This window comes from Streptomyces sp. NPDC037271 (assembly GCF_055603605.1).
This window is the reverse complement of record NZ_JBVJVN010000015.1, coordinates 79,635-92,893: the sequence shown is the minus strand read 5'-3', so window position 1 is coordinate 92,893 and position 13,259 is coordinate 79,635. Positions and strand designations below refer to the sequence as shown.

General features: G+C 72.2%; 10 protein-coding genes. 6 read left to right on the top strand and 4 right to left on the bottom strand.

All coding sequences use genetic code 11. The features are described 5' to 3' along the window. Positions 1–237 precede the first annotated feature (237 nt). From ACZ7G3_RS24205 to ACZ7G3_RS24195, 3 genes are all read left to right on the top strand, one after another. The gene (locus ACZ7G3_RS24205) at positions 238–1,218 is read left to right on the top strand and encodes a 2-hydroxyacid dehydrogenase (protein WP_470928208.1); all 981 of its coding nucleotides are present in this window, start codon (positions 238–240) and stop codon (positions 1,216–1,218) included. Positions 1,219–1,425: 207 nt separating this feature from the next. After that, the gene (locus ACZ7G3_RS24200) at positions 1,426–1,854 is read left to right on the top strand and encodes an NAD(P)-dependent oxidoreductase (RefSeq protein WP_470928207.1); all 429 of its coding nucleotides are present in this window, start codon (positions 1,426–1,428) and stop codon (positions 1,852–1,854) included. A 269-nt stretch (positions 1,855–2,123) separates the two neighbouring features. Next, complete coding sequence (locus ACZ7G3_RS24195; protein ID WP_470928206.1) at positions 2,124–2,771, top strand: dihydrofolate reductase family protein; 648 nt, start codon at positions 2,124–2,126, stop codon at positions 2,769–2,771. Positions 2,772–3,064: 293 nt separating this feature from the next. On the opposite strand, the gene ku is transcribed toward ACZ7G3_RS24195, so the two are convergent. Then, positions 3,065–4,018: a non-homologous end joining protein Ku gene (gene ku / locus ACZ7G3_RS24190; RefSeq protein WP_470928205.1), complete on the bottom strand. Its 954-nt coding sequence runs from the start codon at positions 4,016–4,018 to the stop codon at positions 3,065–3,067. Between the two features lie 209 nt (positions 4,019–4,227). Here ku and ACZ7G3_RS24185 point away from each other — a divergent pair, with 209 nt between their 5' ends. Together ACZ7G3_RS24185 and ACZ7G3_RS24180 are read left to right on the top strand one after the other, a co-directional pair. Continuing rightward, complete coding sequence (locus ACZ7G3_RS24185; protein ID WP_470928204.1) at positions 4,228–6,291, top strand: SpoIIE family protein phosphatase; 2,064 nt, start codon at positions 4,228–4,230, stop codon at positions 6,289–6,291. Between the two features lie 93 nt (positions 6,292–6,384). Continuing rightward, a complete protein-coding gene (locus tag ACZ7G3_RS24180) occupies positions 6,385–7,056 on the top strand; it encodes a CBS domain-containing protein (RefSeq protein ID WP_426599058.1) in 672 nt (223 codons plus the stop codon). Here ACZ7G3_RS24180 and ACZ7G3_RS24175 read toward each other — a convergent pair. Continuing rightward, entirely contained in the window at positions 7,004–7,981 is a 978-nt protein-coding gene (locus ACZ7G3_RS24175; protein ID WP_470928203.1) for an RNA polymerase sigma-70 factor, read from the bottom strand. The genes ACZ7G3_RS24180 and ACZ7G3_RS24175 overlap by 53 nt on opposite strands. 197 nt (positions 7,982–8,178) lie before the next feature. Here ACZ7G3_RS24175 and ACZ7G3_RS24170 point away from each other — a divergent pair, with 197 nt between their 5' ends. Then, the gene (locus ACZ7G3_RS24170) at positions 8,179–8,877 is read left to right on the top strand and encodes an NAD(P)-dependent oxidoreductase (protein ID WP_470928202.1); all 699 of its coding nucleotides are present in this window, start codon (positions 8,179–8,181) and stop codon (positions 8,875–8,877) included. 262 nt (positions 8,878–9,139) lie between these two features. On the opposite strand, the gene ACZ7G3_RS24165 is transcribed toward ACZ7G3_RS24170, so the two are convergent. After that, positions 9,140–10,525, bottom strand: a complete 1,386-nt coding sequence (locus ACZ7G3_RS24165; protein WP_470928201.1) for a S28 family serine protease — start codon at positions 10,523–10,525, stop codon at positions 9,140–9,142. 214 nt (positions 10,526–10,739) lie between these two features. Next, positions 10,740–12,959 (bottom strand): MMPL family transporter, encoded by a 2,220-nt coding sequence (locus ACZ7G3_RS24160; RefSeq protein ID WP_426599054.1) that lies wholly within the window; start codon positions 12,957–12,959, stop codon positions 10,740–10,742. Between the last annotated feature and the right edge of the window lie 300 nt (positions 12,960–13,259).

Here is a 13,259-nt window from a genome sequence, read left to right as displayed (position 1 = left end):
GATGTGACGCGTTCCGAACACGGGGTATGGGCCGGCCACCCCGAGCTGTCTACACTTGCGCACTCGGTCTGTATCTGTGAACGCCGAAGCTAAACCGGCGCAATGGCGGCGTCAAGACATACGGAGGACCGGACATCCCCCGCACCCGGCCCCGCCCCGCGCCCCGCACCCGATCCCGCGTGGACGCTTCGGGCGCCGCACCTGACGATCCCTCAACCGAACGACTGGAGCCCCGCCTTGCCGAACTCCCCTGCCGCCCCCGGCTCCCAGGGCACCGTCCTCCAGGTGTCCCCCCTGCTCCCCGCACTGGAGAACGCGCTGACCGAGCGGTACCGCACGGTCCGCCTGCCGGAACTGACCGACCCGGCCGCCTACTTGCGCGATCACGGACGTGAGGTGGTGGCGGCCGTGACGAGCGCGCGGACCGGCGTGAGCGACGCCCTGATGGACGCCCTGCCGCGGCTGGGGGCGATCGTGCACTTCGGCGTCGGCCACGAGACCACGGACGTCGTCCGCGCCCGCGCCCGGGGCATCGATGTCAGCAACACCCCGGACGTCCTCACCGACTGCGTGGCCGACCTCGCCGTCGGCGCCCTCATCGACGTCATGCGCCGGATGTCGGCCGCCGACCGGTACGTACGCGACGGACGTTGGGGCGCCGCGCCCTTCCCGCTCGCCGACCGGGTGAGCGGGAAGCGGGTCGGCATCCTGGGGCTGGGCCGGATCGGCCGGGCCGTCGCGCGCCGGCTCGAGGGCTTCGGCGCCGGCATCGCGTACTGCTCGCGCGTCCCGGTGCCCGATGCCGGCTACCGGCACCTGCCCACCGCGCAGGCCCTCGCCGAGGCCTGCGACGCGCTCGTGGTCACCGTCGCCGGAGGCCGGGGCACCCAGGGCCTGGTCTCGGAAGCGGTACTGGACGCGCTCGGCCCGCGCGGCTATCTGGTCAACGTCGCACGGGGCAGCGTCGTCGACGAGCCGGCGCTGGTCGCGGCGGTCGGGGCGGGACGGATCGCGGGGGCGGCACTCGACGTCTTCGCCGACGAACCCAACGTGCCGCGGGCGCTGCTGGATTCGGACCGGGTGGTGCTGCTCCCGCACATCGCCAGCGCCACACGGGAGACGCGTGCGGCCATGGCCGACCTCGCGCTGCGCAACGTGCGGCGGTTCATGACCGAGGGCGTCCTGCTCACCCCGGTGCCGGACCGGCCGGCCCGTTGACACCGCCGCAGGCCGTGCCTCCTACTGGATACCCATGAATGAGAACGCCGACTACATATGAGGACGGCCATGCATGGCGGGCCCCTCCGAACGCATCGTCGATGTCGCTCGCCGTGACTCCCGTGACCTTCCGGGACTCTCCCCTGCTCGACTCGGCCGGCATGCCCGTGCCGTGCTGGGCGCCGACCGCGCGCTGCGCGCCGGGCGGTGGCACAACGCGGCCGTCGCCCCCGCACCCCTTTCGGTACGACGCTGACCGGTCGCCGGGCGGGAATCATCGGGTTCGGCGAGACCGGCACCGAGGTCGCCCGGCTGTGCCAGGCGGCCGGCCTGCGGGTGCGCGCGGTTCGGTGCGACCCCACGGCCCCCGTCCCCACCGGTCTGCGGCCCGACGGGGTCGGCGGCAACGACCGGCTGCCCGGCCTGCTCGCCGAGTCCGACGTCGTGGTGGTCATGGTCCCCCTCGGCCCCGCCACCCTCGGCCTGGTCGGCCCGGCCGAACTGACGGAGCTCATCGCCGAGGGACGGGGCGTGCTCGGTCGAGCCGCCGGCCCGACCGCGTCGCCGGCGCGGCGGAAGCCCGGGTTTCCGGACGAGCGGTCCAGGGTGCCGGAGGAGCGGACGGCGACCCGGTAGAGGTTGTGGTCGCGGGAGGAGCCGTGGCACGGACAGGAGCCGCCGCGCTCCCCCGGGGCGTCCGCACCACGCTGGATCTGCCGGGGTGGGCCCGCGCGGGCGACCGGCGCCGGCGGCCCGGGACCGCTCGGGCCCGCATGAATTGCGCTGGTCCATGAGACCTGGGAGGAATGGGCATGGGGCGTCACGGCATCGGGGCGGCCGTCATCGCTGCGTGGCCGAGCCGCTCGGACGAAGCTCGGCCGGCGGAAGGTAAGGAGTCGCCAGTCATGTCACTCTGCCGCGTCCACAACTTCTCCGTCTCGCTCGACGGCTTCGGCACCGGTGAGGGCCAGAGCCACGAGGAGCCGTTCGGCCACGCCGGCGAAAGGCTGCACGAGTGGATGTTCGCCACCCGGTGGTGGCACGAGATGACGGGCCGGCCCGGCGGGACCAGCGGCATCGACGACGCCTTCGCACGGAAGTTCGCACCCGGGATCGGCGCCGAGATCATGGGCGCCCGTAAATTCGGCCACCCCGGATGGCACGAGGACCCGGAATGGAAGGGGTGGTGGGGGCCCAACCCGCCGTTCCACACCCCGGCCTTCATCCTCACCCATCATCCGCGCCCGTCGATCGAGATGGAGGGCGGCACGACGTTCCACTTCCTCGACGCCGCGCCCGACAAGGCCCTCGACGCGGCTCGCGAGGCCGCGGGCGGCCAGGACGTCCGCATCGGCGGAGGACCCACCGTGATCCGCGACTTCCTCACCGCCGGGCTCATCGACCACATGCACGTCGTGGTGGTCCCGATCCTGCTCGGCCGAGGCGTACGCCTCTGGGACGGACTGGAGGGCCTCGAGAAGAACTACCGGGTCGAGGCCACCTCCTCGCCCAGCGGAGTGACACATGTGACCTTCACCCGTGCGGGCCTGTGAGCCTCCTCGGTCGCGGACCCGGAACGCGGATGGGGCCCGAGGCCCTGTCCGTCCGTCGTTCCGGGCCGGCCACCGCCCGGTGACCGCCCACTCGTCGGCTCTCGCATGCGCCGGCCGGCCCCGAAGCCGTACGCCACATCGACGGGTACGCGATCCGCCGGGTCCTGGGACGACGGGTCCCGGGCCGGGGCACCCGGAGACGCTCCGGCTCCGGCGCCGTTCCCCTCCAAGGACGCGCGCTCGCCCCCGACCAGCCGGATCCGCCGGCAGCCCTCCGTCCCGGGACAGCACACCTAGGCGGTTCTCGGTTTGCGGGCGGGGGCCTTCTTCGCGGCCGTCCGCTTCGCGGGCGTCCCCCTCGCCGCGGACTTCTTGCCGGGTGCTTCCTCGACCGGCGTCTTCCCGGCCGCGGCCTTCCTCTTCGGCCCGGGCAACTCGTGCACCTCGGCGTGCCCGCCCTCGCCCCGGGACTCCTTCGCCTTGGAGACGGACTCCTGCAGGGCGGCCATCAGATCCAGCACCTGACCCGGCTGCTCCTCCCGCTCCGGCGCCGCCGGCGGTGCCTTGTGCTCACGCTTCGCCTCGATCAGCCCCGCGACGGCGTCCGTGTAGGTGTCCTGGAACTCATCCCCCTCCAGGTCGTCGCGGGTCATCGTGTCCATCAGCGCGAGCGCGCCTTCGATCTCCTCCTCGGACACCTCGACCGGGGGCGGTGTGAGGGAGGAGGGATCACGGACCTCGTCGGGCCAGCGCATCGCGTGCAGCACGATCGCCTCGTCCCGCACCCGCAGCAGGCCCAGCCGTTCACGGCCCGACCACGCGTACCTCGCCACCGCCACCTTCGACGACCGCGCCAGCGCCTGGCGCAGCAGCTTGTAGGGCTTCGCGGCCACCTGGCCGTCCGGCTGCAGGTAGTAACCGTCGCCGATCCGGATCGGATCCACGGACGACAGCGGAACGAACGCCACGATCTCGATGGCCTTCGCGGCCGGCAGCGGCAGTTCGCGCAGGTCCTCGTCGGTGACCGGAACGATCTGCGTGCTGGTCAGCTCGTAGCCCCTGCCGATCTCGTCCGAGCCGACCTCCCGGTCCTCCAGCTCACAGACCTTGCGGGTCCGGATTCTGCCCTGGTCCGCCAGGTGGTACCGGTGGAACCGGATGCTGTGGTCCTCGGTCGCGCCGACCACATGGATCGGCACCGTGACCAGGCCGAACGAGATGGCACCGCTCCAGATCGACCGGGGCATGGGCGCACCTCTCCACAGGAGCCCCGAGCAACACCAGCGTATGAGCGGCACGGCGGCCCCGCACGCGCGCCACCGGCCCCGGCCGCACGTCGGCGCACCCCGCATGCCATCACGACGAGACGGGCGTAGTGTCCTCATATGCGTGATGTTCGGTGTGGCTGGCGTCGAGCAGCCCTGCCGGAGCCGGCGCGGATTCGGGCGGACATCTGATGGACGCCGCAATGGCTGCCGTGGTGCGGGAGAGCGGGGCGTTCGGAGGGCTGTTGTACGTGCTGCCGCCGGGCGACAACGCCCTGTGGCAGGTCCTGGTCGCGGGGGTCCCCCAGGAGTTCGCCACTCCGTGGATGCGCGTCGCGCTGACCGATCCGATGCCGGTGGCGGACGCCGTCCGCGAGCGGCGCCTGGTATGGGTCGGCGGCCGGGAGGAGATGGCGCGCCGGTATCCGCGGCCGGCGCTGGTACTGCCGTACGACTTCGCGCTGGCGGCCACTCCGCTCGCGTCGGATGCCACCCTCCGGGGCGGGCTGGTGCTGCTGTGGCCCGGGACGCATTCGGCGCAGCTGAGCCCCGAGGAACGCGACGTCATCCAGAAGGGCTGCCGCCGCCTGGGCGGGCTCCTGCAGCAGGCGGTGGACCGCGGCGATCCGCTGCTGCCCGCGGACCGGCCCCGGACCCTGCCGCCGCCGGCCCGGCGCACTCCCTCCCCCAGCGAGGCGACCACCCTGTCGGCCTTCGTCGACCGCCTGCCGGGCGGGTACTGCTCGCTGGACATGAACGGACGCATCACCTTCCTCACCCCGGCCGCGGCCGACCTCCTCGGTGCCGGCCGGGACGACCTGGTGGGTGCCCTGCCGTGGGAGGCGCTGCCGTGGATGGACGTCCCCCACGTCGAGGACCGCTACCGGGCCGCGATGGTCAGCCGCCGGCCGCAGGCCTTCACCGTCCTACGCCCCCCGGAGACCTGGCTGGCCTTCGAGCTGTACCCGGACGCCACCGGCCTCAGCGTCCGCATCGCCCGTGGCAGCCCGGGCGAGGATGCCCCCCTGCCCGGTTCCGTACCGACCGCCGGCCCCAGCCGCGCCGCCGTTCTGTACCACCTGATGCATCTGGCCTCCACCCTCACCGAGGCCGTCGGTGTCCAGGACGTGGTCGAGCAGACCGCCGACCAGTTGCTGCCTGCACTGGGAGCGCAGGCCATGGTGCTGATGACCGCGCAGGACGGCCGCCTGAAGATCCTCGGCCACCGCGGCTACCGCACCGAGATCATGGACAGATTCGACGCCGTCCCCCTGAGCTCGGACATCCCCGGGGCCGACGTTCTCACCACCGGTGTCCCGGGCTTCTTCCCGTCCTTCGCCGACATGCAGCGCGCCTACCCGGCCACCGTGCACGAGGACGGGATGGCCGCATGGGCGGTTCTGCCGTTGATCTCGTCCGGCCGCCCCATCGGCTCCCTCCTCATCGCCTACCAACGGCCCCACGCCTTCCCGCCCGGCGAACGAGCCGCTCTCACCTCACTGGCCGGACTGGTCGGGCAGGCACTGGACCGTGCCCGTCTCTACGACGCCAAGGACCACCTCGCCCACCGCCTGCAGTCCGCCCTGCTGCCGCACACCCTCCCCCGTGTGCCCGGCCTCGAGGTCGCCGCCCGCTACCTTCCGGCCGCCCGCGGCCTGGGCATCGGCGGCGACTTCTACGACCTGATCCGCCTCGACGAGCACACGGCCAGCGCCACCATCGGCGACGTGCAGGGCCACAACGTGGACGCCGCGGCCCTCATGGGACAGGTGCGCACCGCCGTCCACGCCCACGCCACCGTGGGGGCGACCCCCGACGACGTCCTGGCCCGTACCAACCGGCTGCTCACCGACCTGGACCCCGGCCTGTTCACCAGCTGCGTCTACGTCCACCTGGACCTCGCCACGCACCGCGCCTGCCTGGCCACCGCCGGCCACCCGCCCCCTCTCGTGCGCCATGCCGACGGACGCACCGAACTCCTGCGGATACCACCCGGACTGCTGCTCGGCATCGAGCCCGACGCCCTCTACTCGGCGCTGGAATTCAGCCTGCCGCCCGGCAGCGTGCTCGCCCTCTACACCGACGGACTCGTCGAAGCCCCCGGAGTCGACCTCGACGACGCGATCGCGGCCCTCGCGGGGCTCCTCGAACACGCCGACCCCACCGACCTCGACGCCATGGCCGACGCCCTCGTACGGCACGCGCCCGCCCCCGAGGACGACATCGCCCTGCTGCTCATCAGTCCCCGTACGTGACGCAGGGGCACTCCCACGGGCGGCGGATCGTTTCACGGACAAGAAGGACGAACGCCGGTCGACACAGGCCGGCAGCGGAGGAGAAGACCCTTAATGAAGCACCAGAAGGTGTGCGATCTGATGAGCGACGCCGTGGTCCGCGTCCAGCGCGGCACACCGTTCAAGGAGATCGCACACCTGCTGCAGGAGTACGACATCACGGCGGTGCCCGTCGTGGACGAGGAGAACCGTCCCGTGGGGGTGGTGTCCGAGGCGGACCTCCTGCAGAAGATGTGGGGCACGGATTCCGACCGTTCCCCCGCGTACGAGGAGCGGTCCCGGCCGGACGGTGGCAAGGCGTCCGCCACGGACGCGGCGGGCCTCATGACCTCCCCCGCGGTCTGCGCCCGCGAGAGCTGGAGCGTCGTCGACGCCGCCCGTGTGATGGCCCGGCACGGCATCAAGCGGCTCCTGGTCGTCGACGAAGCGGGGCGGCTGATCGGGGTCGTCAGCAGAAGCGACCTGCTGCGGGTCTTCCTGCGCACGGACCGGGCGATCCGAACCGAGATCATCGAAGAGGCCCTGGTCAACGCCCTGGGTCTGGCTCCCTCGTCGGTGCAGGTGGATGTGACGCACGGACATGTCGTCCTCAGCGGCCGGCTCCCCGACCACGTGTCCGTCCCCGCGCTGGAAGAACACTGCCGCCGCGTCGACGGCGTCGTCGCCGTGGAGTTCAGACCGGCGGGAGAGGCCGACGCCGGGGGCTCGGTTTCCGTCGGTCCCTGACTTCCTCCCGAAGCCCGGAGAACTTGTCGGGGTTCGTGACGAGGTAGATGCCGGAGACCTGGCCGCCTTCCCAAGGCAGGTCCACGACCATGACGGCGTACGGGGAATCGCCGGTGAAGACCACCGCGGCGGGGTCGCCGTTCACGCTGCGGAACCGCACGTCCAGGCCTTCCGGCGGCCGGGAGGCGAAGCCGGCCAGCGTGCGTGCCACCTTGTCGCGTCCGTGAACGGGCCGCAGGGCCGCACGTGCCTTGCCGCCGCCGTCCGTCCACAGCGTGACGTCGGGGGCCAGGATCTCCATGAGCGTGGCCAGGTCACCCCCGAGTGCCGCGGCCACGAAGCGCTCGGTCACCTGCTGCTGGAGGTGCGGGCGCGTACGGAAGCGGGGACGTCGGGCCCGGACGTGCGCGCGGGCCCGGTGGGAGAGCTGACGCACGGCGGCCGGGGTGCGGTCGAGGATGTCGGCGATCTCCGGGTGCGCGTATCCGAACACCTCGTGGAGGACGAACACCGCCCGCTCCAGTGGACTGAGGGATTCCAGCACCACGAGGAGCGCCATCGACACCGACTCGGTACGCAACGCCTGATCGGCCGCGTCGGCGACGTCCTCGGTGACGAGCGGTTCGGGCAGCCACGGCCCCACGTAGGTCTCGCGGCGCCGCCGGATGCCGGCCCGCCGGGCGAGCGCGTGGTTGACCGCCACGCGCACGAGGTACGCCCGCGGATTGCCGATGGCCGCCTGCGGGGAGCGACGCCTCCTGTCCGCCCACGACAGCCAGGAATCCTGGAGTACGTCCTCGGTGTCCGCGACACTCCCGAGCATGTTGTAGACGACGGAGAACAGCAGCTCGCGATGGTCGACGAACACCTGCGTCGCCGCGTCCACCGTGCCGTCCGCCGCCACGTCCTCGGGCCCCTCCCGCATGGCACACCTCCTGGTTCGGCCACTCCTCCCTAAGATGCGAACGCCCCGCGGAGTGTGACATCCGGCCGGAGACAGTTCCCTGCCCCTCCCCGGATCGCCCGTGTCACATTCGGTCTCCCCGCCGCCTCTTGAACGGTGCAGGAACAGCGAAGCCGGTACGCCGGCACCACCGATCACCGATCTGGACGGAGAGCCGCATGAAACTCGTGATCTTCGGGGCGAACGGGCCCACGGGACGGCTGGCCACCGAGCAGGCCCTCGCTGAGGGCCACAGCGTCACCGCCGTGACGCGCCGGCCCGGCGCGTTCCCGCTGAGCGATCCACTGCTGCACGTGGTGCGCGCGGACGTACGCGACCCGGACGCCGTCGCACGCGCCGTAGCGGGACAGGAGGCGGTGGTCTCCACGCTCGGGGCGCCCTACGGCCGCGCCCCCGTGACGGTCTATTCGGACGGTGCCACCCACATCGTGAAGGCCATGACGCGGCACGGCGTACGGCGCCTGGTCTGTGTGACCTCCACCGTGCTCTTCGGCGTGCCCGCTCCGGGCGAGTCACTGCTCTTCCGCAAAGTGCTGGAACCCCTCATCACCGGCTTCCTGGGCCGCACGGTCTACGACGACATGCGGCGCATGGAGGCCCTGCTCGCCGGCACCGACCGCGACTGGACCGTGATCCGCCCCGCCGGGCTCTTCGACGCCTCGGTCGTGAGCGACTACCACGTGGCCGAGACGCGCCTGCCCGGCCGGTACACCGCACGCGCCGATCTCGCGAACGCGCTGCTGCGCCACGCGGTGGGTGACTTGTCCGGGCGCCATCTGCGCACGTTCGTCGACGTCCGCACCACGGAAGGCGTTCCGGGCCTCCTCGATGTCCTCAGGAAGGAGGCGTTCGGGTAGGACGCGCCCGTGCCCGTCTCCGGGGAGGGAGGCGGGCACGGGCGGGGCGCGGTCGGACTCCTGTGGAGTCCACCGTGTTGGGCGACCGCGCCGCGGGCCCCGGCACCGCGGCCGGCGTGGGAGCGGGGCTGCCCCCGCTGACCCCGAGCGCTTCCAACTCCCCTGCGGCACGCCACTGCGGTACCACGCTCGGCTGACCGACAGCAGCCTCGGCGAAGCGCCGGCCGACGCCGCCCGGGACCTCTGAGGATCTCGTCTCCTGTCAGCCCGCTGCGTGGGCCGGGTCACCGGCCCACCGGCGGAGGGCGGCCGTGGCGTCGGCTCGGGCGGTGGGCGGAAGGTCCGCGATGCCGACGTGGTGGTTGACACCGGGCGCCCAGTGGACGCGGGAGTCGCGGGTGCCGGGGCCGACGCGGAAGTGCTCGGCGACGGCCGGGTCCTGGTCTCCGTTGACGAAGAGGAGGCGGCTGCCGTGCCGGCGGACCCAGCGGTCGATGTCGGGCATCGCACGGCGGTCGAAGCGCATCGGGATGTCCCGGGGGACGAAGTTGCGGGGCTCGACGGCGTCCGGGTGACGCAGGAGGCCGACCAGATGGGCGGTCTGGACGTCGAAGTACCCGAGCTGGGTCCCGAGTTGGTAGAAGTACGGGACGTGCTCCTCCAGGACCGGGTCGGAGTAGGCGGAGAGCAGCGCGGTGGCGTCCAGCCAGCGGTAGATTTCCTCGGTCGTCGCGTCCGGCGCGGGGACGTCGGGGCAGTGGGAGGCGCCCCGGTTCTGCCAGAACATCAACGGGGCGCGCAGCACGGCCGTTTCGAAGGCCTTGTCGGCGCTGCCGACGATGCGGAAGGTGCTGCCGGTGGACGCCGCCCATGCTTCGTAGCGGTCGACCATCTCCTCGCGGCGCAGGAGGGCCTGCCGCTGCACCGTCTCGAGGGCGTCGCGGCAGGAGGCGGAGCCGACGGTGTCGAGGAACCGCAGGTAGGCGGAGTCCTCGCGGTCGTCGACGTTGTTCGGCGCGGAGTACGCGACGGTGCCGTCCACGTCATCGGGGTGGAAGCGGCGGTGGTAGACGGATGCCATGCCGCCTTTGCTGCCGCCCGTCGAGATCCAGGCACCGCGGTAGAGCCCGCGGAACAGCGACACCACACGGTGGTGGTCCTCGGCGGCCTGGCGGACGGTCTGGTGGGACCAGTCGACGGTCGCCGGGCGCGAGGTGCCGAAGAAGCGGTGCTCGACGCCTATCTGGTTGCCGTCGAGGAGCACGGTCGGCTCGGCCCGTCGCGGCGACAGCGGTACCTCGTACCCCGTGGTGAAGAGCACCGTGGGGCGGTCCGTCGACTTGTGGAGCAGGGTGAGGCGCTGCTCGAAGGTGCCGGCCGATGGATCGGTGTGGTCGACGGGCTGGCGCAGGCCGAGGACGAAGAACCGGTATCCCGGTTCGGCCCCCGGCCGTTCCTCGACGACCCTGAGCCCGGGCAGCGCCCGCAGCGCGTCGAGTACGTCACCCTGCCGCTGCCCGCCCCCCTCGTCGCCCGCCGTCACGGCTGCCGCCCGAGCGGTCGTCGTGCCCGGCGCCGCGGGCACGACCGCGAGGGACAGCACCCCCATGACCGCCGCCTTCAGCAGGCGTTTTCTCCAGACACTCATCCTGGTCTCCCTCCCCAGCCCGGCCGCAGCGGGCTGTGCCCCGGCACGGCCGGCGTCCGTCCGTCTCCTGCCGACCGCTCCAGTACAGCCGCCGAAGAGTCGCGGCAGATCCCCCGCAGGCGGGGAGCGTCTCCCCCGCACGGGGGAGACGCCCACGGCACGCGAAGGCCCCGGTGGCCTGGGATCCAGGTCACCGGGGCCGTACAGGTGGGTGTCAGACTCCGGCCGTCTCCGGCTCGCGGGGGGATCCGGCGGGCGCGGTGGTGTCGCCGAGCTCCTTGTGGAGCTTCTCGCCCTCGACGTCGACGTTCGGCAGCAGTCGGTCCAGCCACTTGGGCAGCCACCAGGCCTTGGTGCCGAGCAGGGCCAGCACGGCCGGCACGATGGCCATACGGACCACGAAGGCGTCGAAGAGGACCGCGATCGCGAGGCCGAAGCCCATCATCTTGATCATGCTGTCGTCCTCCAGGATGAAGCCGGAGAAGACGCTGATCATGATGACCGCGGCCGCCGCGACGACCCGGCCGCCGTGGGTGAATCCCGTGGTGACGGAGTCGGCGGCGGACGATCCGTGGACGTACGCCTCACGCATGCGCGTCACGAGGAAGACCTCGTAGTCCATGGCCAGGCCGAAGACCACGCCGATCATGAAGATGGGCATCATCGACATGATCGGGCCCGGCTGGGCCACCCCGAAGAGGTCGGCGAGCCAGCCCCACTGGAACACCGCGACCACCGCGCCGAGCGCCGCGGCCACCGAGAGCAGGAAGCCCAGGGCCGCCTTGAGCGGGACGAGGATCGAGCGGAAGACCAGCATCAGGAGCAGGAAGGCCAGGCCGACGACCAGGGCCAGATACGGGATGAGCGCGTCGTCCAGGGTCTGCGAGAAGTCGATGGTCATCGCGGTCGCGCCGGTGACCAGCATGGTCGCGCCCGTCTCGGCCCTGATGTCACCGGAGAGCGAGCGGATGTCCTCCACCAGCGACTCGGTGGCCGCCTCGCTCGGCCCCGTCTTGGGTACGACCGTGAGGACGGCGGTGTCGCCCGCCTCGTTGAAGTTCGCCGGGGTGACGGCGGCGGCCTCGCCGAGGCCCGTGATCTCCTTGCCGACGGTGTCGGCGGCGGCCTTCGCGTCGTCCGCGTCGCGGGTGTCGATGGTGACCATCAGCGGGCCGTTGAACCCGGCGCCGAAGGACTCGGACAGCATGTCGTAGGCCTTGCGCTGCGTGGTGTCGGGTGCGGAGCTGCCCTCGTCGGGCAGGCCCAGCTCCATGCTCGCGGCCGGCACCGCGACGGCACCGAGGCCGAGCACCGCGGTCAGCAGCACGGTCACCGGGCGCCGCAGCACGAACCGGGCCCAGCGGGTGCCGAGCTTCGGCCTGGCCGACGCGTTCTGCTGTCCGGCGGGCGCCTTGCGGTCCTTGCGGCTGAGCGCCTTCCTGCCGGCGAAGCCGAGCAGTGCCGGGGTGAGGGTGAGCGCGATGAGCACGGCGATGCCGACCGTGGCCGCCGCGGCGAGGCCCATCTTGGTGAGGATCGGGATGTTGACCACCGCGAGGCCCGCCAGGGCGACGATGACGGTGAGTCCCGCGAAGACGACCGCGGAGCCCGCGGTGCCGACCGCGCGTCCCGCGGCGTCCTCCGGGGTGCGGCCCTCGGCGATCTCCGCGCGGTAGCGGGAGACGATGAACAGGGCGTAGTCGATGGCGACCGCGAGGCCGATCATCATGGCGAGGGTGGAGGTCGTGGCGGAGAGTTCGAGCGTGCTGCCGAGCGCCCCGATGGCGGAGATGCCGATGCCGACACCGATGATCGCCGAGAGCAGGGGCATGCCGGCCGCGACGAGCGAGCCGAAGGTCAGCAGGAGCACGATCGCGGCGACGCCGATGCCGATCAGCTCGGCGGTGCCGCCTATCTCCTGCTCGGCCACGACCGCGTCACCGCCGGTCTCGACGGTGAATCCGTCGCTGCGCGCGTCGTCGGTGGCGGCGACGAGCGAGTCACGGGCCTGGTCGGTCAACTCCATGGCGTTGACCTTGTACGTCACGGAGGCGTACGCGGTCGTACCGTCCTCGCTGACGGCGTCCGCCTCGAACGGGTCGGCCACCGAGGCGACCTGCGGGCCGTCACCGAGGGCCGTCACCAGTTCCTCGACCTGGGCCTTGCCGGCCGGGTCGGAGATCTTCCCGCCGTCGGGGGCGCGGATCACGACGCGTGCGGTGGCACCCTCGGCACTGGCGGCCGGGAAGCGCTCGTCGAGCAGGTCGAATGCCTTCTGGGACTCGGTGCCGGGCATGGAGAAGGAGTCTTCGGGCGGGGCGGGTGCCGTGGACGCGGCGACACCGGCGCCCACGAGTATGGCCACCCAGAGCAGGGCGACGAGGCCGCGGCGCCGGAACGCGCGTCGGCCGAGTCGATAGAGGAACGTAGCCACCTGGGACCAATCCTTCGGGTTACTGGCAGGACGAAGACCCGGCACATGGGGGAAGGCGGAGACGCTGACCGGGGTGCGCTTCCATACTCACCCGGGGTCTGAGGCATGTGATCCGACCCTGGGTCTGGACTGGCGTACTCCAGTGGGTGTAGTGAGCCGCCGTGCTCCTCTCCCCCGGGTGTAGGGGACGGAGATGGATGTACGCCGCACTTCGTTGCCACAGGCAGCCGACGCAGGTCAGCAGGTCACCGGCGTCGCACCCGGCGGACCTCGGCGGGACCGTCCAGGGGCGCGGGAACG

Bases quoted from the DNA above. Each gene is read 5' to 3' on its own strand.
- ACZ7G3_RS24195 (WP_470928206.1), top strand. From the start codon at position 2,124: ATGTCACTCTGCCGCGTCCACAACTTCTCCGTCTCGCTCGACGGCTTC.
- ku (WP_470928205.1), bottom strand. From the start codon at position 4,018: ATGCCCCGGTCGATCTGGAGCGGTGCCATCTCGTTCGGCCTGGTCACG.
- ACZ7G3_RS24185 (WP_470928204.1), top strand. From the start codon at position 4,228: ATGGACGCCGCAATGGCTGCCGTGGTGCGGGAGAGCGGGGCGTTCGGA.
- ACZ7G3_RS24180 (WP_426599058.1), top strand. From the start codon at position 6,385: ATGAAGCACCAGAAGGTGTGCGATCTGATGAGCGACGCCGTGGTCCGC.
- ACZ7G3_RS24175 (WP_470928203.1), bottom strand. From the start codon at position 7,981: ATGCGGGAGGGGCCCGAGGACGTGGCGGCGGACGGCACGGTGGACGCG.
- ACZ7G3_RS24170 (WP_470928202.1), top strand. From the start codon at position 8,179: ATGAAACTCGTGATCTTCGGGGCGAACGGGCCCACGGGACGGCTGGCC.
- ACZ7G3_RS24165 (WP_470928201.1), bottom strand. From the start codon at position 10,525: ATGAGTGTCTGGAGAAAACGCCTGCTGAAGGCGGCGGTCATGGGGGTG.